At 44.5% G+C, this 26,136-nt stretch carries 30 protein-coding genes and 1 riboswitch; of the genes, 27 read left to right on the top strand and 3 right to left on the bottom strand.

The window, feature by feature from the left end:
• The first annotated feature begins 4 nt into the window (after nt 1–4).
• The 10 genes from NFU07_RS15725 (at nt 5) to NFU07_RS15680 (ending at nt 7,895) form a co-directional block, all read left to right on the top strand.
• The gene (locus NFU07_RS15725; protein ID WP_251479797.1) at nt 5–640 is read left to right on the top strand and encodes a hydrolase; all 636 of its coding nucleotides are present in this window, start codon (nt 5–7) and stop codon (nt 638–640) included.
• Between the two features lie 27 nt (nt 641–667).
• Nucleotides 668–1,228: an AAA family ATPase gene (locus NFU07_RS15720; protein WP_251479786.1), complete on the top strand. Its 561-nt coding sequence runs from the start codon at nt 668–670 to the stop codon at nt 1,226–1,228.
• Nucleotides 1,229–1,239: 11 nt separating this feature from the next.
• A complete protein-coding gene (locus tag NFU07_RS15715) occupies nt 1,240–1,653 on the top strand; it encodes an NUDIX hydrolase (protein ID WP_251479783.1) in 414 nt (137 codons plus the stop codon).
• The gene (locus NFU07_RS15710; protein ID WP_251479779.1) at nt 1,654–2,055 is read left to right on the top strand and encodes an NUDIX domain-containing protein; all 402 of its coding nucleotides are present in this window, start codon (nt 1,654–1,656) and stop codon (nt 2,053–2,055) included.
• A 92-nt stretch (nt 2,056–2,147) separates the two neighbouring features.
• Nucleotides 2,148–2,678, top strand: coding sequence for a sigma-70 family RNA polymerase sigma factor (locus NFU07_RS15705; protein ID WP_251479777.1), 531 nt, complete (start codon nt 2,148–2,150; stop codon nt 2,676–2,678).
• A complete protein-coding gene (locus tag NFU07_RS15700; protein WP_251479774.1) occupies nt 2,662–3,666 on the top strand; it encodes an anti-sigma factor in 1,005 nt (334 codons plus the stop codon). The genes NFU07_RS15705 and NFU07_RS15700 overlap by 17 nt, the downstream gene beginning before the upstream one ends.
• Before the next feature lie 3 nt (nt 3,667–3,669).
• Entirely contained in the window at nt 3,670–4,443 is a 774-nt protein-coding gene (locus tag NFU07_RS15695) for an aminoglycoside adenylyltransferase domain-containing protein (protein WP_251479771.1), read from the top strand.
• Nucleotides 4,444–4,515: 72 nt separating this feature from the next.
• Complete coding sequence (locus NFU07_RS15690) at nt 4,516–5,199, top strand: HAD family hydrolase (RefSeq protein WP_251479767.1); 684 nt, start codon at nt 4,516–4,518, stop codon at nt 5,197–5,199.
• Between the two features lie 223 nt (nt 5,200–5,422).
• On the top strand, nt 5,423–6,919 hold the full coding sequence (locus NFU07_RS15685) for a glycine betaine uptake BCCT transporter (protein ID WP_251479764.1): 1,497 nt from the start codon (nt 5,423–5,425) through the stop codon (nt 6,917–6,919).
• A 76-nt stretch (nt 6,920–6,995) separates the two neighbouring features.
• Complete coding sequence (locus tag NFU07_RS15680; protein WP_251479760.1) at nt 6,996–7,895, top strand: 5'-3' exonuclease; 900 nt, start codon at nt 6,996–6,998, stop codon at nt 7,893–7,895.
• Here NFU07_RS15680 and NFU07_RS15675 read toward each other — a convergent pair.
• The 3 genes from NFU07_RS15675 to NFU07_RS15665 all read right to left on the bottom strand — a co-directional run bounded on the left by NFU07_RS15675 (nt 7,879) and on the right by NFU07_RS15665 (nt 9,351).
• Nucleotides 7,879–8,394, bottom strand: a complete 516-nt coding sequence (locus NFU07_RS15675) for a C39 family peptidase (RefSeq protein WP_251479757.1) — start codon at nt 8,392–8,394, stop codon at nt 7,879–7,881. The two genes, NFU07_RS15680 and NFU07_RS15675, sit on opposite strands and share 17 nt — an antisense overlap.
• Before the next feature lie 33 nt (nt 8,395–8,427).
• The gene (locus tag NFU07_RS15670; RefSeq protein WP_251479748.1) at nt 8,428–8,892 is read right to left on the bottom strand and encodes an STAS domain-containing protein; all 465 of its coding nucleotides are present in this window, start codon (nt 8,890–8,892) and stop codon (nt 8,428–8,430) included.
• Between the two features lie 138 nt (nt 8,893–9,030).
• Nucleotides 9,031–9,351 carry a thioredoxin family protein gene (locus tag NFU07_RS15665; RefSeq protein ID WP_235198761.1) on the bottom strand — a complete coding sequence of 107 codons (321 nt, stop codon included), beginning with the start codon at nt 9,349–9,351 and terminating at the stop codon, nt 9,031–9,033.
• Between the two features lie 209 nt (nt 9,352–9,560).
• Here NFU07_RS15665 and NFU07_RS15660 point away from each other — a divergent pair, with 209 nt between their 5' ends.
• The 17 genes from NFU07_RS15660 to sufU all read left to right on the top strand — a co-directional run bounded on the left by NFU07_RS15660 (nt 9,561) and on the right by sufU (nt 26,116).
• Nucleotides 9,561–11,945 (top strand): 3-hydroxyacyl-CoA dehydrogenase/enoyl-CoA hydratase family protein, encoded by a 2,385-nt coding sequence (locus NFU07_RS15660; protein ID WP_251479743.1) that lies wholly within the window; start codon nt 9,561–9,563, stop codon nt 11,943–11,945.
• Between the two features lie 29 nt (nt 11,946–11,974).
• Nucleotides 11,975–13,147, top strand: a complete 1,173-nt coding sequence (locus NFU07_RS15655; protein ID WP_251479740.1) for an acetyl-CoA C-acetyltransferase — start codon at nt 11,975–11,977, stop codon at nt 13,145–13,147.
• 311 nt (nt 13,148–13,458) lie between these two features.
• Nucleotides 13,459–15,240: an acyl-CoA dehydrogenase family protein gene (locus NFU07_RS15650; protein ID WP_251479737.1), complete on the top strand. Its 1,782-nt coding sequence runs from the start codon at nt 13,459–13,461 to the stop codon at nt 15,238–15,240.
• Between the two features lie 89 nt (nt 15,241–15,329).
• Complete coding sequence (locus tag NFU07_RS15645; protein ID WP_251479734.1) at nt 15,330–15,683, top strand: arsenate reductase family protein; 354 nt, start codon at nt 15,330–15,332, stop codon at nt 15,681–15,683.
• 77 nt (nt 15,684–15,760) lie between these two features.
• Nucleotides 15,761–16,141 carry a glycine cleavage system protein GcvH gene (gcvH, locus tag NFU07_RS15640; protein ID WP_235198765.1) on the top strand — a complete coding sequence of 127 codons (381 nt, stop codon included), beginning with the start codon at nt 15,761–15,763 and terminating at the stop codon, nt 16,139–16,141.
• Nucleotides 16,142–16,305: 164 nt separating this feature from the next.
• Nucleotides 16,306–16,644: a ribonuclease M5 gene (locus NFU07_RS15635; RefSeq protein ID WP_052652187.1), complete on the top strand. Its 339-nt coding sequence runs from the start codon at nt 16,306–16,308 to the stop codon at nt 16,642–16,644.
• A 5-nt stretch (nt 16,645–16,649) separates the two neighbouring features.
• A complete protein-coding gene (locus tag NFU07_RS15630; protein WP_251479731.1) occupies nt 16,650–16,961 on the top strand; it encodes a thioredoxin family protein in 312 nt (103 codons plus the stop codon).
• Nucleotides 16,962–17,009: 48 nt separating this feature from the next.
• Nucleotides 17,010–17,113, top strand: a riboswitch (SAM riboswitch).
• An 87-nt stretch (nt 17,114–17,200) separates the two neighbouring features.
• Nucleotides 17,201–18,226, top strand: coding sequence for a methionine ABC transporter ATP-binding protein (locus tag NFU07_RS15625; protein ID WP_251479728.1), 1,026 nt, complete (start codon nt 17,201–17,203; stop codon nt 18,224–18,226).
• Nucleotides 18,219–18,887 (top strand): methionine ABC transporter permease, encoded by a 669-nt coding sequence (locus NFU07_RS15620; RefSeq protein WP_235198768.1) that lies wholly within the window; start codon nt 18,219–18,221, stop codon nt 18,885–18,887. Before NFU07_RS15625 ends, NFU07_RS15620 begins: the two co-directional genes overlap by 8 nt.
• A gap of 36 nt (nt 18,888–18,923) precedes the next feature.
• Nucleotides 18,924–19,742, top strand: coding sequence for a MetQ/NlpA family ABC transporter substrate-binding protein (locus tag NFU07_RS15615; RefSeq protein WP_251479725.1), 819 nt, complete (start codon nt 18,924–18,926; stop codon nt 19,740–19,742).
• 195 nt (nt 19,743–19,937) lie between these two features.
• On the top strand, nt 19,938–21,104 hold the full coding sequence (locus tag NFU07_RS15610) for a dicarboxylate/amino acid:cation symporter (RefSeq protein WP_251479721.1): 1,167 nt from the start codon (nt 19,938–19,940) through the stop codon (nt 21,102–21,104).
• Between the two features lie 106 nt (nt 21,105–21,210).
• Nucleotides 21,211–21,744, top strand: a complete 534-nt coding sequence (locus NFU07_RS15605; protein WP_235198771.1) for a hypothetical protein — start codon at nt 21,211–21,213, stop codon at nt 21,742–21,744.
• A gap of 188 nt (nt 21,745–21,932) precedes the next feature.
• Nucleotides 21,933–22,088 carry a YuzK family famiily protein gene (locus NFU07_RS17800; protein ID WP_483604126.1) on the top strand — a complete coding sequence of 52 codons (156 nt, stop codon included), beginning with the start codon at nt 21,933–21,935 and terminating at the stop codon, nt 22,086–22,088.
• A 266-nt stretch (nt 22,089–22,354) separates the two neighbouring features.
• Nucleotides 22,355–23,134: a Fe-S cluster assembly ATPase SufC gene (sufC, locus tag NFU07_RS15600; protein WP_052652180.1), complete on the top strand. Its 780-nt coding sequence runs from the start codon at nt 22,355–22,357 to the stop codon at nt 23,132–23,134.
• 18 nt (nt 23,135–23,152) lie between these two features.
• Nucleotides 23,153–24,457, top strand: coding sequence for a Fe-S cluster assembly protein SufD (sufD, locus tag NFU07_RS15595; protein ID WP_251479718.1), 1,305 nt, complete (start codon nt 23,153–23,155; stop codon nt 24,455–24,457).
• Nucleotides 24,457–25,686, top strand: coding sequence for a cysteine desulfurase (locus tag NFU07_RS15590; protein ID WP_251479714.1), 1,230 nt, complete (start codon nt 24,457–24,459; stop codon nt 25,684–25,686). The genes sufD and NFU07_RS15590 overlap by 1 nt, the downstream gene beginning before the upstream one ends.
• Nucleotides 25,676–26,116 (top strand): Fe-S cluster assembly sulfur transfer protein SufU, encoded by a 441-nt coding sequence (gene sufU, locus NFU07_RS15585; RefSeq protein ID WP_052652178.1) that lies wholly within the window; start codon nt 25,676–25,678, stop codon nt 26,114–26,116. The genes NFU07_RS15590 and sufU overlap by 11 nt, the downstream gene beginning before the upstream one ends.
• The last annotated feature ends 20 nt before the right edge of the window (nt 26,117–26,136 follow it).

Genomic DNA, 26,136 nt, shown 5'->3' with positions numbered 1-26,136 from the left:
CCTTATGGGTTCAAGAATCATGCATTTGATTATTGCAGATAAAGTTTCAAAACGTTTAGATATGAGCGATACCCGGGAAGTTTTATTAGGCGGCATTGCACCAGACGCTGCTTTTGGACGCGCGCGAAAAGACGCGTCGCATTTCTTTAGAGGGGATTTAGATGACGGCACACGATTTGTGGACTATCACGCTTTCAAAGAAAAATATCCGCAAGCTGTGGAAGATGCATTCGGGCTTGGCTATTTCATTCATTTGATTGCGGATGATGTCTGGCTCAAAAGCATCTATTTCAAGAATGATTTGAAGCGGCGTGTGGATAGAGACCCGACTTTATTGGAGCGATGGCACAGCGATTTCCGGAAGATGAATAGCCGCTTGCTTGAACAATACGGCGCAAACGATTTACAGGAGATTTTGGCGGGAGCAGAACTCTCCAAAAATCCTGTTGAGGAAATCCGAAAGGACGACTTGCGGCTATTCAAAGAAGAAACGCTTGGTGACTTTATTTATTCGAAAGACGAGCTTGTAAAGGAACTGGAAGTATACTCCTGGGAAGAGGTTCTGTCATACATAGAAGAAGCAGCGGACAAAGCGGCAGAAGAATGTGCGCTCCTTCTAAAAGATTCTGCACGTCGGTAAATTGAAAAACCAGGTGGAGGCAACACAATGGAGAAGTTCGTTTTTTTATTTGGTCCGCAAGCTGTCGGAAAAATGACAGTTGGACAAGAGCTCGCGGCACTGACAAATTTAAGGTTATTCCATAACCATATGACGATTGATTTGTTGGAGCCTTTGTACGGATTTACAGAGGAAATGTGGCGGCTCAACACGCTGTTTCGCCGGCAGATTTTCGAAAGCTTTGCGGGAAGCGAAGCGTATGGAATGATTTTCACTAAGCTCTGGTATTTTGACAAGCAAGAGGACTGGGACGAAGTGGAATGGATGTGCACGCTTTTCAAATCGCAAGGCGTCGAGATTTATTTCGTGGAGTTGGAAGCAGATACGGAGGAGCGCCTCATCCGCAATAGAACCGCGCACCGGCTAGAACACAAGCCGACCAAACGCAATATTGAACAGTCCGAACAGCATCTGCTCCATACGATGCAGCATAACCGGGTGAATTCTGTCGAAGGGGAAATCACGGAAGCGAATTATCTGCGGATCAATAATACCGCTTTGAGTGCAAAAGAAACAGCGGCTTTAATCAAGAGGAAGTTTTCTTTATAAGGGGGACGATCATGCCATTGGCTGTTTGGAAAGGTGCCGCTGCAGTAGTGATGGGAAATGGGCGATTGCTGATGATCAAATCTACAGAAACGAATGCGTGGAGCATTCCATCAGGCGGTTTAGAAGAAGGCGAAACACCAGAACAAGCTTGCATCCGTGAAGTTTGGGAAGAAACAGGATTTAAAGTTGCTATTCATGAGGAGTTGCCGGTTAAAAGAACGCAGATTGGAGATTACGATGTTACGACCCATTATTTCCTTTGTGAAAAGATGGCGGGTTTTATTTCGTATCAGGACCCTGACGCAGAAGTGGAAGAAATCGAGTGGAAAACAGCTGAAGAAATCAGCGGGTTGGTCCATAATTATCCGGAAGACGTGGAGATGCTTGTGTCACTTGTTCAAAAATCGATAGGGGAAGAAGTTTAAATGAGAGACCGCGGTGCAGTGGTCATCATTCAAAACAATCGGGTCGCATTAATCAAACGCGTGCGGACCGATTCAATCTACTACGTCTTTCCTGGCGGCGGGATCGAGGCCGGGGAAACCCCGGAAGCGGCAGCAGAACGGGAAGCGTGGGAAGAACTTGGAGTAAAAGTCGAAATCCAGGAATGCCTGGCAACAGTTGAGTTTAACGGCAAGCAGTATTTTTTTCAGGCAACCATACGGGAAGGCGAATTTGGTACGGGCATCGGCGAAGAATTCAATGACCTTCAAAGAGGCGCATACGTGCCTTTATGGATCGAGTTGAATGAACTGGACCATTTAGACGTAAGACCGAGAAAAGTTGCAGACATCATACAAGACAGACAGAAGAGAAACGGAAATTAAGTTTCTCTTCTTTTTTTACATTTCTTTTAGTAAAACTGTAACAATATAGAAAGCAAGACGTGTTACATAGAGAAAAGATAAAGGGGGAGCGAATGAAAAAGCAGCAGCTGGAAACTCTTTATGAAAACTATTCAAAACCCCTTTATTATTTTTTATGGAAAATGTCCGGTTCGTCTCATTTAGCTGAGGACCTGACACAGGAAACCTTCGTTCGCGCGACGATTTCCCTCCATACGTATGAAGGGGAAGAAGCGCGTGCCTGGCTGTTCAAAGTGGCGAGGAATATTTACATTGACGAATGGCGGAAACGGAAACGCAGACAAGCGATTCCGTTCCTGAACTTGTTTTATTCAAACGAAGCAATGATCAGCCCTTACGGATTGCCTGAAGAATCCATGTTGTCTCAAGAGGCAGCAGGGGATTTAAACGAATTGTTGAGCTTTTTGCCGGAGCATTTCCGGACGATCCTGTATTTGCGGGAAGTTGAACAATTTACATACGCCGAGATTCAGGAAGCGATGGAGCTGTCGGAAGACCAAGTAAAGGTCAATTTGTACCGGGCACGGAAAAAGCTGGAGGCTATCGGGAAAAAGAGAGGGTGGCATGATGGGCGAATGGAATAAAGAATTGGAAAAGAAAATATTGAAAAAATCCCGCTTCACATTGACGATGCGGATTCTGCGGGTTTTTGTCTTGGGAATGCTGGTGTATGGGATTTATACGATTTTGCTGAATGTGGTTTCGGATCGTTTTCAATTCGCTGAAGAAAATGATTTTAATACGAAGCTCGCTTTGGAATGGAAGACACCGAATGTTAGAGGAACATTTGACTACACAGCAGATGGAATTTCTTTTTTCGGAACAACAGAAGTCACATATCCGATTGTCAAAAAGGTGGGGAAAGAAGACCTGGTCATCGGTGAAGCAAAAGCCGTCAAGCGTTTAAGCGACACCAACTCGTATATTGAATACCAAACACCTGGAAAGGATCAGCTTAACTTTTTCCCTTTCTTTTATCCGGAAGACCCAAGAACTGGGGATAAACTAGATGCGAATCCTGAACCGGACGTGTGGAAGACTTTAGACATGCTGCATGAAGGGATCGTCGGAGAATTGGCATTCTCGACGGACCGCTTTATGGAGCCGGAAGAATTGATTGAAAGCCTGAAACCTTACGATGTAGATATTCTCTGGATGCAGCTGCATACGGGGGAATACACAGAGTTCAGTCCCGGAAGCTCCGGTGGCAGTGCGACAGAAGTAACTGTATATGATGGTATTGGACTGCCGCCTGCACGGACGATGGCCGAAGATTATTTGTCGAGCAAGATGGCGTTTGAACTGGACGCATCATCGATCGAAGAAAGCAAAGTTGCGATGCTCGATAATATGGAAAAGCTGATTTCGGACAAATCCACTAATTATCTTGAGTTTTATCTTGGGCTTAGCCATTTTAAAACTCGCTATGACTATCTAAAAGAAAACGGATTTACCGTTTACGGTGCGGTCGTGACTGGACCTGTGAAAGAATTATTGAAGCTGCAGGATGAGGAATGGGTTCGGGGTGAACAATTAGGCGAAGTGGAATTATGGAATTGGAGTGAGGAATAGTTTATGAATGGGAACCATGGACGTTTATCCCCAGAAATGAAGTGCTATTTAAAGCGAGTGAAAACCGGATTAGAGTCGATCTTAGGAGATGAAATTACTGGAATCTATGTACATGGATCTCTTGCTCTCGGCGGATTTAACCCGAAGAGAAGCGATATCGATTTAATTGTAGTGGTCCCAAAATCCCTATCATCCTGCTCCAAAAAGGAATTGGCACGATACTTCCTGGACATCTCTAAGGAACCTTATCCAGTAGAAATCAGTGTCTTGTCAGCTCAGCAGCTTACACCTTGGCAATTTCCAACGCCGTATGAATTTCATTTCAGTGAATATTGGCGGGATCGGTATGAGCAGGAGTTGGCAGAACCGAAAGGCCTCTATTTTCATTCAGAGAGAAAAACGGATCCGGATCTGGCTGCTCACATCACGATTATGCGCCATTGCGGAATTTGCCTGTCCGGAAAGAGAATTGAGCTTGTGTTTCCGGAAGTGCCAAAGGAAGATTATCTCGCTTCGTTATTAGGCGATTTTGAAGAATGCTTGCAGCGCATCCAGGAAGATCCGGTGTATTGCATTTTAAACATGATCCGGGTTTATTGGTATTTGAAAGAAGAAAAGATTGCTTCAAAGAAAGAAGCGGGACTTGAGGGGAATCGTCTTTTCCCAGAAATTTACCGGCCTTTGATTTCTCAAGCCATTCATGTGTATGAAAATGCAGAAGCAAATGGGACATTTAATGAAAAAGATTTAAATGAATTTAAGTGGTACTTAACTTAAAACAGCAGATCGAAGAACTTTTAGAGGCGAAAGCGCGTCTTTCTAACTAAACGGGTACTAAAGGAGAATTGGATGAAACACGCATGTATTTTTGATATGGACGGAACTCTTTTTCAAACAAATCGAATTTTAGAAGCGGCGCTCGAAGATGCGTTTTCGCATTTGAGAAGCAAAGGATTATGGGATGCGGCAACGCCAATCGGACAGTACCGCGACATCATGGGGGTACCGCTGCCCAAAGTTTGGGCGGTCCTATTGCCTGATCATTCCCAAGATGTACGGGATGAAACGAATGGCTATTTCCACGAATGCTTGATAGGGAATATCCAGAAGGGCAATGGAGCTCTCTATCCGAACGTTGAGAAGTTATTCAGCCACTTAAAGAACCTAGGCTATCCAATTTTCATCGCAAGCAACGGGCAGACCGGGTATCTCAAAGCGATCGTGGATTTTTATGGATTGGATCAATGGGTGACTGAAACCTTCAGCATCGAGCAAATCCCAACTTTGGATAAAAAGGATTTAGTAAAAATGATGGTCGAAAAACACGCCATTTCAGAAGGGACCGTTATTGGAGACCGGCTTTCTGACATCCAAGCCGCAAAAGCCAATGGGCTGACAGCTATCGGCTGCCGTTTTGATTTTGCGCAGGAATCGGAACTGAGAGAAGCGGATTTTATCATTGAAGACCTTCAGGAAATCAAAGGGCTTCTTCCGGCAATTGGAAGAAATCATGCTATGAATATCAAAGTCTGATAGTTGTTCTCTCCTGAAACCACTAATTGCTAAAACACCGTCTTTCTCAAGAAAAGCGGTGTTTTTCTATTTCCATTTTCCGCTAGCTTATTTTAATTTAAAACAGGGTATGGATTACATAGTTCTTCATGGGCGGATTTCTTAATACATAGCACACCGTTTGACATAGGCTTTGAACTTCCGTAACATGAACAATTGTGATAAAAAAACAGGGAGGTACTATATGAAGAAAGTAACCAATGTTTTCTGGATTTCGATTGTCCTTGTGTTATTGGCAGTCGGATATGGCGCTTTTGCACCAGATAATTTTGCAGAAGTTACAGGCAATATAGAAGGATTCCTGACAACTTCGTTCGGGTGGTATTATTTATTGATCGTATCGGTCATGGTTCTGTTCTGCCTATTTTTCCTCATCAGTCCGATGGGGCAAATTCGATTGGGGAAAGACAATGACAAGCCGGAATTTTCTTTCGGCACATGGATTGCGATGTTATTCTCAGCTGGGATGGGCATTGGGCTTGTATTCTGGGGAGCGGCTGAGCCGCTGTCCCACTTTGCAATCGACCCGGCCACCGCTGAGCCAGGAACAGCAGAAGCGTTCAAGGAATCGATGCGCTTCACGTTTTTCCATTGGGGAATTCATGCTTGGGCGATTTATGCAGTAGTGGCATTGCCGCTCGCTTATTTCCAATTCCGTAAAGGAGAGCCAGGCCTGATTTCAGCTACGTTAAAGCCGATTTTTGGCGATAAGATGAATGGACCATGGGGGATTTTGGTTGATGTCGTCGCGGTATTTGCTACAGCTGTAGGTGTAGCAACCACTCTCGGTTTCGGAACCATTCAAATCAATGAAGGATTGGCTTTTTTGTTTGATGGCATTCCGGGAGACAATTTCACGGTTCAATTAGTCATCATTGCAGTAGTAACGGTCTTATTCATGATTTCAGCTTGGAGCGGATTAAGCAAAGGGATCAAGTATTTGTCGAATACCAATATGGTATTGGCAATCGCATTATTGGTCTTGGTCCTTATACTTGGGCCGACATTATTGATCCTCAATATGTTCACAGAAAGTGTTGGGGGTTATTTCCAAAACTTGATCCAAATGAGTTTCCGTTCGGCTCCAGTCAACGGAGAGAACCGGGCTTGGATTGACGGCTGGACGATTTTCTATTGGGCTTGGTGGATTTCGTGGGCGCCATTTGTCGGCATCTTTATCGCCCGTGTTTCAAAAGGGCGGACGATCCGCCAATTCCTATTTGGGGTCTTGATGATTCCAACTTTCTTAAGTTTCATCTGGTTTGCTGCTTTCGGTTCGACGGCGATTGATGTTCAAAACAGCGGCGTCGATTTAACCGGATTGTTGACATCGGAAACGCTGTTCGGGGTATTCAATGAAGTGCCATTAGGTGTGGTTCTATCGATCATCGCCATTCTTTTGGTCACTACATTCTTTATCACATCCGCCGATTCAGCAACTTTCGTTCTCGGCATGCAGTCGACAAATGGGTCATTGCATCCGGCAAATGCAGTTAAACTGACGTGGGGAGTTGCGCAATCATTGATTGCGGTTATCCTGTTATCGGCAGGGGGGCTGGATGCGCTTCAAACGGCGCTGATCATTTCAGCATTCCCATTCTCATTCATAATGCTGATGATGATGGGCTCCTTCTACAAGGCAATTAATCTGGAATACAAAGCCATTAAACGCAAACGATAAAACCGCCGCTTCGGCGGTTTTTTTGTGCAACAAGCGGTATAATGGAAAGAGTGTTTGATGAAGGTGAGGAATTAAAATGAATGAAAAACCACATGTTTTATTAGTAGACGGGATGGCGTTATTGTTCCGTTCGTTCTTTGCGACTTCTGCGGTCGGCCAGTATTTCCGGACAACGGAAGGGCTTGCGACAAATGGAGTCCAAGGATTTGCGCGCCATGTACTGGCTGCGAAAGTCATGATGAAACCCACACACATCGCTGTTTGCTGGGATATGGGCGCGACGACATTCCGTACGGAAATGTTCGATGGCTATAAGGCGAACCGCCCAGCGCCGCCGGAAGATATGCTGCACCAATTCGATCTGGCGAAAAAGGTATCGGAGCAATTGGGCTGGAAAAACTACGGTGAAGTTGGAATCGAAGCGGATGATTTTATCGGCTCTTTCACTAAGCAATGGGAAGGCGAAGCGAATTTCACGATTATCACAGGGGATAAAGACATGCTCCAATTATTGAATCCTTCGGTAAAGATTGCTTTTATGAAAAAAGGATTTCATGTTTACGATGTATACGATGAAGACCGCTTTAAGGAAGAGTACGGCATAATGCCTGTTCAATTTGCAGATGTTAAAGCGTTTATGGGCGACCCGAGTGATGGATATCCGGGCGTTAAAGGAATCGGGCCGAAGACGGCGCTGCAGCTCATTCAGAATTACGGTTCAACTGACGGTGTGTTGGAAGCGATCGATGAGTTGAAGCCGGCGCAAAAGAAAAAGATAGAAGAGCATAAAGATATGCTGCTTCTATCTAAAGAACTTGCGGTCATAAAATGCGACATTCCGCTCCAAGTTTCGCTGGATGAAATTTTGGTGCCGAATTACACAAACGATATGGTCCAATTATTCGATGATCAGGAATTGAAATTGCTGGCTCGGCAATTGGAGAAAAGTTTAGCACCGGTCAATCCGTTTGAGTAGGAATGATTTTTAGGAACGTCAGAACTTTTCGGTTCTGTTGATAAGAAACCGCCTGGATTTTACTTGGGCGGTTTCTTTTTCCGTTGTCATGGATGTAAAGGATCAAATCGTCCGGCCGTTCTTCAAAACCGATCAGTGGAACCCAGTGATATTTGTAGGAAGAAGGAAAGCGCCAGCGAAATGAAAAATAACGGTCGAACTTCATCGCCATCGGCCGGCCTTGCAGCAATTCTTCTTTCACTTGATCAATGGAGCGGGTTTTCACCACCCGATACCTTTTTTGGCCAAAGCGGTTCAGTTTTCTTTTGAATCTCCAGGTGAAGAGCCCGATGCGCGTCGTACCAAGTGCCCGGTAAAGCTCATTGACATCATAATCCTGCTTTTCATGATGCTTTAAAATCGCAGCGGCGGTTGTCGGCCCGCAAGCGGAACCTTGCAGCTCGGCCGCAATCGACTGGTCGTATTGGGACATGCCTTGAAATGGAATAAGCACTTTCATCAGGGACACCTCCTGGAGATTCAAAGATTAAGATCAGATGGAGTAAAGCGACTCATCTCGTTCGTTCAGCAAACTCTTCAATGCAGCACGGAAGGTGTTGAATACTTCAAGCTCCACTTGAATTCCAGCATGGACGATTTCGCGTACGAAACGAGGGTTGAATCCTACATAGATTGGGCGAAGGCCCATCAATTTCAAAGCGCTGTTCAATTGTGAAAGCTCATTGGCCAATTCGTTATAGTCAAAAGACTCCACATCTTCCATGCGGACGCCGGTAAAATCGAAGACGACACAATGGATTTCACGGTTATCGGCCGCGTGCTGAAGCACTTTTGTGCGGATTGTTTCAAACCGTTCACTGAAAATATATCCGGCAATCGGCACTAGAATCGTATTGGGAACGATAGAAGGGATGATTGGAGCTGACATATTGCGGATCACTTTTTCGTAATGCTTGATCAATTCTTTTAATTCCTGAATTTCATTGGTTGAATCCATAAGTACACCTCAATTTAATTTGTTTCCCTAGCAATTTTACCAGACTCCGGATTTTAAGGAAGTCATAAAAGTTTTAGGGAATGGAGAATCTTTACAATGACATCTATTATAGCGTAAAAAAAAGAAATAGACGAATGTCTATTTCTCTTGAGAAGCTAAAAAGTCAGTCACTGATTCAGGCGATTTTGCGTTTGCGCTATGCAAGTGAGCTGTTTTTTCACCGTTTTTGAAAATCAACAGGCTTGGGATGCCCATCACTTCATATTTTTCCGCTAGTTCAGGCAGTTCATCGCGGTTTACGTCATACCATGTGTATTGGTTATACTCTTCGATAATCGGGTCGATGAACATATCCATGCGCGTGCAATCCGGGCACCATCCTGCTTGGAATTTCACGATGACAGGATCCGTTCCTTCTATTACTGTATTGAATTGTTCAGTAGATGTAATTGGCTTCATAAATTCTCCTCCTTAACTGGTTCTTCTTCAGTGTACCTTGTCATCCGTTTTTCGAAAAGAAAACAAACTTGAAAGTAATGGATATTTTTAAGGATTAAATATTGCGAAAAAAGGAAAAATAATTTACACTAAGGACATAGAGAACGTTCTATTTTTTTTACCATAAAAATGAATGAGGATTCATTCAAAAACTCAAGGAGGGTTTGCTCGTGGCATACCAAATCAAAAAAGCGGCGGTGCTCGGTTCAGGCGTTATGGGTTCAGGAATTGCAGCACACCTTGCAAACATAGGGATTCCCGTATTATTGCTGGACATCGTACCGCGTGAATTGACAGAAGCGGAGCAGGGAAAAGGTTTGTCTCTTGAAGACAAAGCAGTACGCAACCGAATTGCATCAACTTCTATCCAGAAGCTATTGAAACAAAAACCGGCTCCACTTACTGCAAAGAAAAATCTTCAATTGATTACTCCAGGAAACTTAGAAGACGATTTAGAGAAACTTAAAGACGTAGATTGGATCATCGAAGTGATTGTTGAAAACTTGGATGTGAAAAAATCTTTATATGAGAAAATTGATGCGGTTAGAAAACCAGGGACGATTATTACCTCCAATACTTCAGGCATCAGCATCAACGCAATGGCTGAAGGCCGCTCAGAAGATTTCGGCAAGCATTTCCTTGGAACGCATTTCTTCAACCCGCCGCGCTACCTGAAATTGCTGGAAGTGATCCCGGCAAATACGACAGCGCCGGAAGTGGTCGAGTTCATGACGAAATTCGGTGAAGACCGTTTAGGAAAAGGCGTCGTTATTGCAAAAGACACACCGAACTTTATTGCAAACCGCATCGGTACATACGGCTTATTGGTGACGCTTCGTGAAATGCAGAGCCGCGGCTATTCAATCGGTGAGGTGGATTCAGTAACAGGTCCGTTGATCGGTCGACCGAAATCTGCGACTTTCCGTACATTGGATGTAGTCGGACTTGACACGTTCATGCACGTTGCCAAAAACGTCTATGACCAAACCTCAGGAGACGAACAGAAAGTGTTCGAAGCTCCGGAGTTTATGAAGAAAATGGTTGAAAACGGCTGGCTTGGAGCAAAATCCGGCCAAGGGTTCTTTTTGAAAAAAGACAAGGAAATCCAGGAACTTGATCCGGAAACCTTGGAATACCGTCCAGCTGGAAAATTGAAAACGCCTTCACAAGAAATGGCGAAGCAGCAAAAAGGCCTATCTTCGAAAATGAAGACGCTTGTCTATGCAGAAGACCGTACAGGTGAATTGCTTTGGAGCATTCTTTCGCCAACACTTCGCTACTCGGCTGAGTTGAACGGCGAAATCGCGGATGACATTGTCGCAATTGATAACGCGATGAAATGGGGCTTCGGCTGGCAGCAAGGCCCATTTGAAACATGGGATGCCATCGGCGTTCAAAAGTCAGTCGAGAAAATGAAGCAAGAAGGCCATGACACGCCGGCATTTGTGCAGCGTTTATTGGATTCAGGCAACGAAAGCTTCTATAAAGAAGAAAACGGAGATTTATACTTCTTCGACGGAACGGATTACAAGCCGGTGCCGGTCAATGAAAAAGTCATCGATCTTAAACGATATAAGAAAAAACATGGCGTGATCAAATCGAACTCAGGCGCAAGCCTGATCGATCTTGGAGAAGGTATCGCATTACTGGAATTCCATTCCCGCTCGAACGCAATCGGTTTGGATATTATGCAGATGATCAATTTTGCGGTAGATGAAGTTGAAAAGAACTTTAAAGGGCTTGTCATCGGGAACCAAGGAAAGAACTTCTGCGTAGGTGCCAACTTAGGCATGATTTTGATGGAAGCTCAAGATGACAACATCTTCGAACTAGATTTCACGATTAAAACTTTCCAAAATGCCATGATGAAGATTAAATACAGTTCGAAACCGGTTGTAGCAGCACCATTCGGCATGTCGCTCGGCGGCGGAGCTGAAGTGGCATTGCCCGCAGCACACATTCAAGCTTCGATGGAAACATATATGGGGCTTGTCGAAGCAGGAGTTGGCCTGATTCCAGGCGGCGGCGGAAACAAAGAGCTTTACATCAAGCATTTGAAAGGCTTGCCAAACGGCATCAACGTGGATCTGCAGAATATCGCAAGCAATGTTTTTGAGTCGATCGCGATGGCGAAAGTTTCAACTTCGGCAGAAGAAGCGCGTGAAAATAACTTCTTGAACTTTGTAGATGGAATATCTGTGAATAGCGATCATTTGATTTATGATGCAAAACAAGCCGCTTTAGCCTTGTACGAAAATGGCTATCAAGCACCGCTTCGCGAAAAGATTCCAGTAACTGGCGAACCGGGCTACGCTACGCTCCTGTTGGGTGCGGAAGGCATGTTCAGTTCAGGCTACATCAGTGAATACGATTTGAAATTAGCGAAAAAGCTCGCTTTCGTCTTGTCAGGCGGCAAACTTCCTTATGGCACAAAAGTGGATGAACAATATTTATTGGACTTAGAGCGGGAAGCGTTCTTAAGTCTCGTAGCAGAACCGAAAACGCAGCAGCGGATGCAGCATATGCTGGTTAAAGGCAAACCGCTCCGCAACTGAGAGCTCGATATTAAAGGAGGAAACAACTTATGCGCGAAGCAGTAATCGTGGCCGGGGCGCGTACCCCGGTCGGAAAAGCGAAAAAAGGCTCTCTCGCAACAGTGCGCCCGGATGATTTCGGGGCACTCGTTGTCAGAGAAGCAATGAACCGGGCTGGATACGATGGCCCAATCGATGATTTAATCATGGGCTGCGCCATGCCGGAAGCAGAGCAAGGCATGAACATTGCCCGCAATATCGGCGCACTGGCCGGCCTTCCGGATACGACTCCTGCGGTAACGATCAACCGCTTCTGTTCTTCAGGCCTTCAGTCTATCGCCTATGCGGCAGAACGGATTATGGTTGGATCTGCTGAAGCGATTATTGCAGGCGGCGTCGAGTCAATGAGCATGGTACCGATGATGGGCAATGTCTTGCGCCCGAATGCGAAGCTTGCTGAAACCGCTCCTCAATACTATATGAGCATGGGGCATACAGCTGAGCAAGTAGCAACACAATACGGCGTGAGCCGTGCTGATCAGGATGCTTTTGCGGTCCGTTCCCACGAAAAAGCTGCAGCTGCTATTGAAAAAGGCCATTTCGTAGAAGAAATCGTGCCGGTCGAAGTGACAAAGCGATTCGTGGATGAAAACAATAAATACCAGGAAAAATCCTTTATGTTCGAAATGGATGAAGGTGTTCGCCACGGCACGACTGTGCAGACACTCGATAAATTGCGCGCAGCCTTTTCTGCACGCGGCACCGTAACGGCTGGGAACTCTTCCCAAACATCAGACGGCGCAGGCGCACTTCTGGTAATGGACCGCGAAAAAGCGGAATCTTTAGGATTGAAGCCGATTGCGAAATTCCGTTCCTTTGCAACAGGCGGCGTACCGCCGGAAGTCATGGGGATCGGCCCAGTTGTCGCGATTCCAAAAGCATTGAAACTGGCTGGACTATCCATCGAAGATATCGATGTATGGGAATTGAACGAAGCATTCGCTTCCCAATCGCTTGGTGTAATCCGCGAGCTTGGGCTTGATATCGACAAAGTAAACTTTAACGGCGGTGCGATTGCACTTGGCCATCCACTCGGCGCAACAGGATCCATTTTGACTTTGCGCATGATGAGTGAACTCAAGCGCCAAGGAAAACAGTTCGGCGTTGTCACGATGTGCATCGGCGGCGGAATGGGCGCAGCAGGCGTCTTTGAAATGCTATAGAAGAAACTGCATAGGTATAACATTTGCCCACCGCTTCGGTCGCTCTGGGCAAAGCTCCCGCAATAAGCCGAAAAGAACCCTCGTCTTATCGCTCCGCTTAGCCCGTTTACGCGCCGGCGGTAAGAGACGCTTTGATATAGAGCAAAACAGCGGAGACTCCTGCGGGAACAGCGAAGTGCTAAGATCCACTCGGGCGTCTAGCCCGAGTTAGCTTAGCGCGAGCCCGCGGAAAGCACAGCTGTTTTGCGGAATATCAATTAGTAAAGCTACTTAGTTCAACTTATATAAACATAAATTAGGAGGAATAAAAAATGGCAGAGTCAAAAACCTTAATTAAAGGCGGCAGTTTTTTAATCGAAGATGCAGATTTATCACGGGTATTCACACCGGAAGATTTTACAGAAGAGCATAAAATGATCGCGAAAACGACTGAGGATTATGTGAATAACGAAGTCATGCCAGTGGTCGAAAAATTGGAAAACCACGAATTTGAGCATTCGGTGCGTTTATTGAAATCAGCAGGCGACCTTGGATTGCTTGGAGCAGATGTTCCGGAACAATACGGCGGACTTGGCCTTGATAAAATCGCATCTGCATTGATCGCTGAGAAAATGTCGAAAGCCGGCGGATTCTCGATCACTCACGGTGCCCACGTAGGGATCGGATCATTGCCGATCGTTCTTTTCGGCAACGAAGAACAAAAACAGAAATACTTGCCGCGCCTGGCAACTGGTGAAATGATCGCAGCTTATGCCTTGACTGAACCGAGCTCAGGATCCGACGCTTTAGGAGCAAAAACGGTAGCAAAACTAAACGAAGCCGGAACTCACTTTGTTTTGAACGGTGAAAAACAATGGATTACAAACGCAGGATTTGCGGATGTATTCGTGGTTTATGCGAAAATTGATGGTGATAAGTTCTCGGCATTCATCGTAGAGCGTGAGTTCAAAGGCGTATCTGTTGGACCGGAAGAAAAGAAAATGGGGATTAAATCTTCTTCCACTCGTACATTGATCTTAGAAGACGCGGAAGTGCCGGTTGAAAACTTGCTGGGTGAGGCAGGACGCGGACACATTATCGCTTTCAACATCTTGAATATCGGCCGCTACAAATTGGGCGTCGGCACGATTGGAGCTTCAAAACGTGCAATGGAATTAACGATTCCTTACACAAACCAGCGCCAACAATTCAAAACGCCGATTTCTTCATTCAACTTGACGCGTGAAAAATTGGCAACAATGGCTTCTCATCTGTATGCAGTGGAAAGTTCCGTTTACCGCACAGTTGGATTGTTCGAAGACCGCATGAGCGGATTCACGGATGAAGAGCATGCAGACGGGAAATTGGTTGCAAACTCAATTGCTGAATTTGCAGTAGAATGCTCGATGAATAAATTCTTCGGTACAGAGACATTGGATTACATCGTCGATGAAGGCGTACAATTGCATGGCGGATACGGCTTCATGCAGGAATACGAAATTGAGCGCATCTACCGCGATTCACGCATCAACCGTATTTTCGAAGGAACAAACGAAATCAACCGCTTGCTTGTACCGGGAACATTGATCCGTAAAGCGGTCAAAGGCGAACTTCCATTGCTTCAGCATGCACAGCAATTACAGGAAGAACTATTGATGATGATGCCGGAAGAAATCGGCACGGAAGCTTTGGCTCAAGAAAAATACTTGGTGAAAAATGCGAAGAAAATCGCTTTGCTTGCAGCGGGTCTTGCAGCACAGACTTACGGCACAAAACTTGAAAGCGAGCAGGAAGTGCTTGTCAATATCGCTGACATCGTGAGCAACGTTTTCGCTATGGAATCTGTAGTGCTTCGTACAGAAAAAGCGATTGCTGCTTCAGGTGAAGAAAAAGCTCAGCAAAAATTGCTTTACACACAAATCTATTGCCAAGAAGCATTTGATAAAATTGAAAAAGACGCAAAAGAAACATTGTTGGCAGCGATTGACGGCGACAACCAGCGCATGATGCTATCAGCGCTTCGCAAACTGACGCGTTCAACTCCTTACAACGTAATCGAGAAAAAACGCCAAGCAGCGGTTAAATTGATCGAAGTTGAAAAATACGTAGTGTGATTTTGAAAAGCGCGGCTTCCGAGCCGCGCTTTTTTTACGTCGACCAGCAGCCTTTATTTTGGTAAGCTTGTGGAAAAGGAGGTTTCTGCATGATTACTTATTACGCTTATCCGAAATGCACGACGTGCCGCAAAGCCAAGAAATGGCTGGAGCAGAATGAAGTGGAATTCAACGAGATCCACATCGCTGAAAATCCGCCTTCAAAAGAAGAATTAAGAAAAATTTATGAAAGCAGCGGCATGGAATTGAAGAAATTCTTCAATACAAGCGGCATGATCTACCGGTCGCTTGGATTGAAAGATAAACTGTCTTCTATGTCCGAAGATGAACAGCTGGAATTGCTTGCATCTGACGGCATGTTGATCAAACGTCCGCTCGCTTTTGACGGGCAGAAAACAACGCTCGGATTCAAAGAAGCGGATTATCAAAATGCTTGGCTATAAAGCATTTGAAATCTTGTATTTCAATGGGGTTTATGTCAAACTGAAATTGAGTTAATTACATATCTGGAGGGATTTCGATGAGTACACCACAAGAACTTCGTTATTCAAAAGAACATGAATGGGTAAAAGTAGAAGGCGGCACTGCCCGCATTGGCATTACGCATTTTGCACAAGCTGAACTTGGCGATATCGTTTTTGTTGAGCTTCCGCAAGTCGGCGACGAAATTAAAAAAGACGAGCCATTTGGCAGCGTTGAATCAGTTAAAACGGTATCGGAGCTATATGCACCAATCAGCGGCCGTGTAATCGAAGTGAATGCTGAACTCGAGGACAACCCTGAACATGTGAACGAGTCTCCATACGAACAAGCGTGGATGGTGGTAATCGAATCCCCGAACGAAGCTGAAATTGGCGAATTGATGACTGCAGACCAATACAAAGAAATGACAAACGAGTAAAATCAAAGCGCCTTTTTGGGCGCTTTTTTCATCTCCAGATTTTCCGCCATAAGCAGGATTCTAGAACAAATCGAGCAATCGTTTTATAATAAGAAGTATTAACTCTTGCTTAAAAGGCTTTAACTAGTTGAGGCAGCTATCTATTTCCAGTGAGGTGTAGTCTTATGGAAAAGGTGATCGTGGTGGAAGGGCGCAGTGATAAAACCAGAATCGCACCGCTCATTGCAGAACCCGTGACGATTCTTTGCACAAATGGTACAGTAAGTGCGTCAAGGCTTGAAGAGTTGCTGCTGCCTTATGAGGATCTGGATATCATCATTTTGGTGGATGCGGATAAATCCGGTGAGCAGCTGCGGAAATTGGTCAAAAGGGAATTCCCTGAAGCGCGGCATTTCTATATCAATCGAAGCTATAAGGAAGTGGCGGCGACGCCGATCCGGATTTTGCTTGATGTGCTGATCTCAGCGAATGTTCAAGTCAATAAGCTAGTAACTGAGGGATGAACAAGATGAATGAATGGACACATAAAGAGTGGCTGAAAGAAAAAAATACGCATGAATCAGCCGCTTATTATTTATATACCCCCATGTGCGGCACTTGCCAGGTTGCTTCTAAGATGATGGATGTCGTCAAAGAACTGGTCCCGAATGTCCGCTTGGGCAAAGCGAATTTAAATTATGTACAGGAAATTGCTTCTTTGTATCAAGTCGAAAGCGTACCATGCCTGCTGATAACAGAGAACGGCCAGTTGAAAGAAAAGATCTATGCTTTTCATTCGGTGCCTTTTTTGTATGAAAAGTTAAAAACTGTTGACGAATAAATCCCTGCATGGTAAATTGAATTTCTGAATACTAATTAAATATCGTAACTCTTATTAAGAGTGGTGGAGGGAAGTGCCCTATGAAGCCCGGCAACCGTCATGAAAATGAAATGGTGCCAAATCACACAAAGTCTGACTTTGGAAGATGAGAGAACGGTTATCGTGTCATTACACGTTCACCCTTCTGCTCAATTCTGCGCAGAAGGGTTTTTTATTTTTGGGGGTAGGAGTTGTAAATAATGATTGAATTAAAAAAATTATCGAAGGTCTTCGATACAGGGAAAGGTACCCTTACCGCCGTTGATCATGTGGACTTGTCCATTGGAGCCGGTGAAATTTTCGGCATTATCGGTTATAGCGGCGCCGGAAAAAGTACCTTGATCCGGTTATTGAACGGTTTGGAAAAACCGTCAGATGGATCGGTTGTCATCAATGGCCAAAACATTACGGCAATAAAAGGCAATGATCTTCGCAAAGCACGGCAGAAAGTCAGTATGATTTTCCAGCATTTCAACTTGCTATGGTCGCGTACCGTCAAGGAGAATATCGAATTTCCGCTCGAAATTGCTGGTGTGCCTAAAAGCAAGCGAGATGCGCGCGTATTGGAACTGGTGGAATTGGTTGGCTTAAAAGGAAGAGAAAATGCATATCCTTCACAGCTATCAGGCGGCCAGAAACAGCGGGTCGGCATCGCACGAGCATTGGCAAACGAACCGGAAGTGCTGCTTTGTGATGAAGCGACATCGGCACTTGATCCGCAGACGACAGACTCGATTCTTGAATTGCTGGTCGATATCAATAAACGGCTCGGACTAACGATTGTGTTGATTACCCATGAGATGCATGTCATCCGGAAGATCTGCCACCGGGTCGCCGTCATGGAAGGCGGGCGCGTAGTAGAACTTGGCGATGTGCTGTATGTTTTCCAATCTCCGAAAGAAGAAATCACGAAGCGTTTTGTAGCTCAAGTAACCGACACGGAAGATTCCCAGGAAACGATTAAGAATTTGCGGAAGCTATATCCGACTGGGGAATTGGTGAAATTGGTCTTTGTAGGTGACCAAACCGAACAGCCGATTTTGACTCAGCTGATCCGCAAGTATCCAGTGGATGTGAATATTGTGCAAGGGAATATTGCTCATACGCAACGCGGAGCTTATGGAACCTTGATCTTACAGATGAAAGGTTCTGCTCAGGAAATCAGTGAGGCGCTCACTTACTTGAATGCAGAAAGCGTTCAAACGGAGGTGATGTCAAATGATTGAGTCCTTATTCCCGAACGTTGATTGGGAGAACATGTGGGAAGCGACACTTGAAACGCTCTACATGACAGCGATGTCTACGTTTTTCACTTTTGTTATCGGGCTGGTTCTCGGAATTGTATTATTTCTGACAGCGCCCAAACAATTATGGGCAAATAGTATCGTCAATTGGTTGACTGGAGCTTTCGTCAATATTTTCCGCTCTATTCCTTTTATCATCTTAATCATCTTATTGATTCCGTTCACGAAATTCCTGATCGGTACAATCCGTGGGCCGAACGCAGCTCTGCCTGCCTTGATCATCGGGGCAGCGCCGTTTTATGCGCGGATGGTGTTGATCGCGTTAAAAGAAATTGATAAAGGCGTTATCGAAGCTGCACGTTCAATGGGAGCAACCACTTGGACGATTATCCGCAAAGTGCTTTTGCCGGAGTCTAAGCCGGCGCTGCTATCAGGAATTACGGTAACAGCCATTGCCCTTGTCGGGTATACCGCAATGGCCGGAATTATTGGTGCAGGCGGACTGGGAACTTTGGCTTTTCTTGATGGATTCCAGCGAAGCCGCGAAGACGTCACGTTAATGGCGACGATTTTAATATTGGTAATTGTATTCGCAATTCAATTTATCGGCGACTGGATGACCACTCGCTCAGATAAGCGTTAATAGAAAAACATTATAGAAAAAAGGGAGATCACACACATGAAGAAACTTGTAGCAGGAACATTATTATCCGTATTGGCACTGGCTGGGTGCGGGAGCGACAACGGCGGGTCAAGCGAAGAAGAGTCAAGCACATTAAAAGTCGGAGCGTCTAACGTGCCACACGCGGAGATTTTAGAAAAAGCCAAACCGCTTCTTGAAGAGCAAGGCATTGAATTGGAAATTGAAACTTATCAAGATTATATCTTGCCGAACCAGGATTTGGATTCAGAAGAAATCGATGCGAACTATTTCCAGCACATTCCGTACCTGGAATCTCAAATCGAAGAATTCGGTTATGATTTTGAAAATGCAGGCGGCATCCACATCGAACCGATCGGCGTTTATTCCCAAAAATATGCATCATTAGATGAATTGCCAGACGGCGCAACTATTTTAATGAGCAACTCAGTTGCTGACCATGGCCGCATCCTATCGCTTCTTGAAGCAGAAGGCCTAATCACTTTAGCGGAAGGCGTTGACAAGACGGTAGCCGAAGTGAGCGACGTTGTGGAAAACCCGAAAAATCTTGAATTTGATGCAAACTATGAAGCAGCTTTGATGGTTCAACTATATGAATCAGGTGAAGGCGATGCTTTATTGATCAACTCGAACTATGCAATCGATGCAGGCTTGAATCCATTAGAAGATTCAATTGCACTTGAAAGCTCTGAGTCGCCTTACGTAAACGTGATTGCAGTAAGAGCTGGCGATGAAGACAGTGAAAATGTCCAAGCGCTTGTAGAAGTTTTGAAATCACAAGAAATCCAAGATTTCATCCTTGAAGAGTGGGGCGGTTCAGTCGTACCGGTCGACTGATTAACGATAAAAAGAAGGTCCAAGTAAAATTGGGTCTTCTTTTTTTATTGCATAAAAGCCCCAAGATAAACGTGAAACTTGTTTGTGGAATAATGAAAATATTACGAGAATACACTAATGGGTTACAATTATTTGCTTCCTGTGCTATTTTTAAATAATAAAATATACATTTGTTCATCTAGGGAGGACAATCGCATGAAGTTCAAATTCGGCTTATTGCCCCGGATTATTCTGGCAATTGCATTAGGCGTTCTAATCGGCTCTTTTGCGCCTGAATGGATGGCGCGCATTTTTGCGACATTCACTACGGTGTTCGGAAATTTTCTTAACTTTGTCGTGCCGTTAATTATTCTCGGTTTTATCGCACCTGGAATTGCTAAGCTCGGGAAAGGATCTGGGAAACTGCTGGGCCTTGCGACGGGTTTTGCCTATGCTTCGACTATTGTGGCAGGAATTTTGGCCTTCTTTGCGGCAACTGCCATTTTGCCGAACTTTATGGATAAAGGTTCGATGAATGGCATTGACGATCCTGCAAAATCCTTGGCCACTTCTTTCATTGATATGCCAATGGAACCGGTATTCGGCGTCATGACTGCTTTGATTTTGGCATTCTTGCTTGGAATCGGAATGGCTTCGACGGGCAGCAAAACGATGCTTTCGTTTTTTGAAGAATTTCAATCGATTATTGAAAAAGTCATTTCTTATGTCATTATTCCATTGCTGCCATTCCACATCTTCGGCATCTTTGCGAATATGGCATACGGGGGAGCGGTAGCGAAGATTCTTTCGCTCTTTGCTGTCGTATTCGTTATGATTGTCATTCTGCACTGGGTGATGCTGTCAGTTCAGTATTCAGCAGCTGGTGCATTAACTAAGAAAAACCCTTTGTTCCTATTGAAAACTATGCTTCCTGCCTATTTTACGGCACTTGGCACACAGTCTTCTGCAGCAACGATTCCGGTTACAGTGAAGCAAGCACGAAAGACTGGTGCAAATGAACGGGTAGTTGATTTCGCTGTGCCCTTGTTTGCAACAATCCATTTGTCTGGGAGCACGATCACGCTTGTTTCTTGTGCAATCGGCGTTCTATTTATCACGGGGCAAGATCCCTCGTTCTCTGATTTCTTGCCATTCATCTTCATGCTTGGCGTTACCATGATTGCTGCTCCCGGCGTACCTGGGGGAGCTGTTATGGCCGCGCTCGGTTTGCTTGAAGTGATGCTTGGTTTCGATCCAACAATGATTGCATTGATGATTGCGCTGTATATGGCGCAGGATAGTTTTGGAACTGCAACGAATGTGACGGGCGACGGCGCTTTAGCGATTATCGTAGACCGTTTTGCCAATGGTAAAAAAGTTTAGAATACATGTGTAATTCGATCTATTCCGGCTATTCCCCCAACTATATACTCCTCCATATCGCTTATGCTATTATATGGAAGGATTATTATACTAAGGGGGAAACAACATGAAGAAATTACTTGCAATCGGATTCTCAGCTGCTTTATTTTTAGGGGCGTGCAGCGATGATACAGCATCAGATGAAAAAGCTTCAACTGATAAAGAAACAGAAGAAACAGCTCAACAAAATACAGATGTAAAACAGGATATGATGAAATTCTATCTTTCCATTTCAAAAACGATCAACGCTGTTGATGCGGACTTGAACGCTTACGAAACAGCTCAAGCGGAAGAAACACTTCCAGAAGGTGCAGATCTTCAAACAATGAAAGATGCAGCGAAAACTTCAGCAGAAGAAGCGGCGAAAGCTGTGGAAGGAATCGAAATTCCAGCTGAACTAGAAGAGCAGCAAGCAGACATTGAAACATCATTTGCATCAATTAAAGAAGCATATGATATGAAAGCGGAAGAATTGACAAAAGAAGCGCCTTCTTTTGAAGCGGCTAACGCAAAATTCATGGAAGCTGATGAAAAACTTAACGCTTTATTAGAAGAGCAAGGGCTAATTCCTTCAAGCCTTCTTAATGAAGTATCTCAATAATAACTTTGAAGACCCAGCTTTGGCTGGGTCTTTTGTTTTACGTATTTTTCATCCGACAATGGGGCTAATTTCAGGAAACTTCTTTTAAATGGGTTTTTACTGGAAAGCAATGGGTATAATAAGAGTGAAACAAAATCAGAGAGGAATGGTTCATTATCGATTCACACGGAATTGAACATACCGAAAAGATGGAACAGGCGTTTAGAGATGTACACGGATTTGGTATCGACGAATATCAAAACGACACTGACAAGATTGTAAAAGTGGAACAACGGAGAGAACGAGATTATCAGCAAGGCCAGCAAGTGGCTGCTCGTTTAGAGCGTCTAGTACACCGTGACTAATAGAAAACCAGAGCCAGCGCGAATGAGCGCTGGTTTTTTTATTGATATGTATTCTCATTTAGTTATGCGGTATTGAAAATAAAACCAATGGAGCGCATACGAGAAGATTCGCTAAAAACCGTTATAAATTCAGTGTTGTAAATTGTTTTTTATGCAATTTCTGTTTCGGTTTAAAGATTTGCTACTCAAGTGAATTTCGGTTAAGATTAGAATGATACTAATTAAGAATGGTTTCCATTCAAAATTCACTTTATGGAGGTATTTACATGTCAACTTTGGTCATTACAGATTTACACGTTAAAATCGAAGACAAAGAGATTTTAAAAGGTGTGAACTTAACAATTAATACAGGTGAGATCCACGCAATCATGGGACCTAACGGAACTGGGAAATCTACATTGGCTTCAGCAATTATGGGCCATCCAAAATATGAAGTAACGCAAGGAAGCATTACGCTAGACGGCGAAGACGTTCTTGAGATGGAAGTCGATGAACGCGCTCGCGCTGGCCTTTTCCTTGGAATGCAGTACCCAAGTGAAATTTCAGGCGTTACGAATGCAGATTTCATGCGTTCAGCTATGAATGCCCGCCGCGAAGAAGGCGATGAAATTTCATTGATGAAATTCATCCGTGAATTGGATAAGAAAATGGACGTTCTTGATATGGACCAGGATATGGCTCAGCGTTATTTGAACGAAGGTTTCTCCGGCGGTGAAAAGAAACGCAACGAGATTCTTCAAATGATGATGATCAAACCGAAAATCGCAGTTCTTGATGAAATCGACTCCGGTTTGGATATCGATGCATTGAAAGTCGTGTCTGAAGGCGTTAACCAAATGAGAGGCGAAGACTTCGGCTGCTTGATTATCACTCACTATCAGCGTTTGCTGAACTACATCACTCCAGACCATGTCCACGTTATGATGCAGGGCCGTGTCGTGAAATCAGGCGGGGAAGAACTTTCTCACAAACTGGAAGCAGAAGGCTACGACTGGATCAAGGCTGAACTTGGAATTGAAGACGAGACTGTAGGACAGGAAGCATAATTGGAAGGGGAGACTAACGTGACGGTTGAAACGAACATCAAAATGACCGAGCAGGACGTGCGCTCCTTCTCGGCTTCTAAAAAAGAACCAGAAGAGTTTACAAACTTGCGCATCCAGGCGCTAGCAGCCGCAGAAGCATTGCCGCTGCCAAAACCGGATAAAACCAAAATTGACAAATGGAATTTCACTGAATTCCCGGTGCATGCTGTTGAGAGCTCGACTTACAGCTCTTTAGAAGAATTGCCGGAAGAAGTGAAATCCGTTGTAGACTTAGAACAAAAAAATATTTACATCCAGCACAATAACACTCCAGCTTATTCAGCTCTTTCAGAAGACTTGAAAGCTAAAGGCGTTATTTTGACGGATATTTTCACGGCAATCCGCGAACATAGCGATCTTGTCGGAAAATACTTCATGAAAGAAGCTGTTCGTGCTGAAGAGCATAAATTGACTTCTTTGCATGCAGCTCTATTAAATGGCGGCGTATTCCTATACGTTCCAAAAAATGTTGAAATTGAAGAGCCGGTACAAGTGGTATTTATCCACGACGACGAGCAGGCATCTCTTTTCAACCACGTATTAGTAGTGGCTGATACAAGCAGTAAAGTAACTTATGTCGAAAACTATTTCTCAACAATTCCGCATTCTAATGGATTAGCGAATATTGTTTCTGAAGTTATCGCTGAAGATAACGCAAGCATCACTTACGGTGCTGTAGACGTTTTGGCAGAAGGCTTCACAACTTACGTGAATCGCCGCGGAATTGCAAAACGTGATGCACGCATTGAGTGGGCGATCGGCATGATGAACGATAGCGACACGATTTCTGAAAACACAACCCACTTGATCGGCGATAATTCAATTGGCGATACGAAAATGGTGGTTGTTGGACGCGGAACGCAAAAACAAAACTTTACAACTCAAGTGATTCATTGGGGCAAAAACTCCGATGGACAGATCTTAAAGCACGGTGTGATGAAAGATTCTGCTTCATCTATCTTTAATGGCATCGGCAAAATCGAGCATGGCGCGACAAAAGCCAATGCTGAGCAGGAATCGCGCGTATTGATGCTGAGCCCAGCGGCTCGCGGAGATGCGAACCCGATTCTTCTAATTGATGAAGACGATGTAACAGCAGGCCACGCAGCATCTGTCGGCCGCGTTGATCCTCTTCAATTGTATTACTTAATGAGCCGCGGGATTACAAAACAAGAAGCTGAACGTCTTGTTATTCACGGTTTCTTGGCACCAGTCGTAAATGTGCTGCCAATCGAAGGCGTTAAAAAGCAATTGACGGAGGTTATCGAAAGGAAAGTCCGCTAATGATTAACCAAGAGATAAAAAGCTATTTCCCAATATTAAATCAGGAAATAAATGGCCATCCGCTTGTTTATCTGGATAGCGCTGCTACTTCCCAAAAGCCGGTTCAAGTGATCGAAGCATTAAAGTCTTATTATGAATTCGATAACTCCAATGTTCACCGAGGGGTACATACCCTCGGGAACCGGGCTACGGAAAAGTATGAAGGTGCTCGTGAAAAAGTCCAGAATTTCATCAATGCCAATTCAACGGAAGAAATTGTCTTTCTTCGCGGAACGACAACGGCAATTAATTTAGTAGCCCAAAGCTACGGCAGAGCCAATGTTGAAGAAGGCGATGAAATCGTCATTACTTACATGGAACACCATTCCAATATCATTCCATGGCAGCAATTGGCAAAAGAACGCGGAGCCATCTTGAAATACGTCGAGCTTGAAGAAGATGGAACCATTTCATTGGAGCAAGTTCGTGCCGCAGTCACTGAACGCACGAAAATCGTTTCAATGGTTTATGTATCCAATGTTCTTGGAACGATGAATCCTGTAAAGGAAGTTGCTGAGATTGCCCATGAAAATGGAGCAATTATGGTAGTGGACGGAGCACAAGCTGCACCGCATCTGAAAATTGATGTACAGCAGCTGGATTGTGATTTCTTCGCTTTTTCTGGACATAAGATGTGTGGTCCAACAGGCATCGGCGTTTTATACGGCAAAAAAGCTTTATTGAATGACATGGAGCCTGTCGAATTTGGCGGAGAAATGATCGATTTCGTTGGATTATACGACTCCACATGGAAAGAACTGCCTTGGAAATTTGAAGGCGGAACTCCGATTATCGCTGGAGCGGTTGCACTCGGTGCAGCTATCGACTTCCTGAACGAAATCGGATTGAACGAAATTGAAAAACATGAACATCAAATGGCTGCCTATGCAATGGACAAAATGAGTGGGATCGAAGGCCTTTCAATTTACGGACCGAAAGACCCTGCGAAACGTGCGGGCATTGTGACGTTCAACTTGGATGATGTTCATCCTCACGATGTGGCAACCGTCCTTGATATGAGCGGCATCGCTGTTCGTGCCGGACACCATTGTGCTCAGCCCCTTATGAAATGGCTGGAGGTATCAGCTACAGCACGCGCAAGCTTCTACCTATATAATAGCGAGTCGGATGTCGACCGTTTAGTAGAAGGATTGCGTTCGGCAAAGGAGTATTTCAACGATGTCTACTAATAATTTAGATCAATTATACCGACGCGTAATCATGGACCATTATAAAACGCCGCGCAATAAAGGCACGCTTGAAAATGAAAACGTGAAAATCGACATGAATAACCCGACTTGCGGCGACCGTATTCATTTGACTTTGCAAGTTGAAGATGGCATCGTTAAAGATGCGAAATTCGATGGAGAAGGATGCTCGATTTCAATGGCATCAGCTTCGATGATGACGCAAGCTGTCAAAGGGAAAGATGTCGATACAGCGATGAAACTTTCAAGCATCTTTTCAGACATGATGCTCGGAAAAGATTATGATGATTCTATTGACCTTGGTGATATAGAAGCCTTGCAAGGCGTTTCGCAATTCCCAGCGCGGATCAAATGTGCAACTCTTGCTTGGAAAGCTATGGAAAAAGGCGTGCAAAACGAAGACAAATCGTAACAAAGAACGGAGGAACGATG

Origin of the sequence: Planococcus sp. NCCP-2050, from assembly GCF_023708025.1 — a bacterium.
Lineage (GTDB): Bacteria > Bacillota > Bacilli > Bacillales_A > Planococcaceae > Planococcus.
The sequence above is the reverse complement of the archived record's forward strand: the minus strand, read 5'-3'. Positions and strand labels throughout refer to the sequence as shown.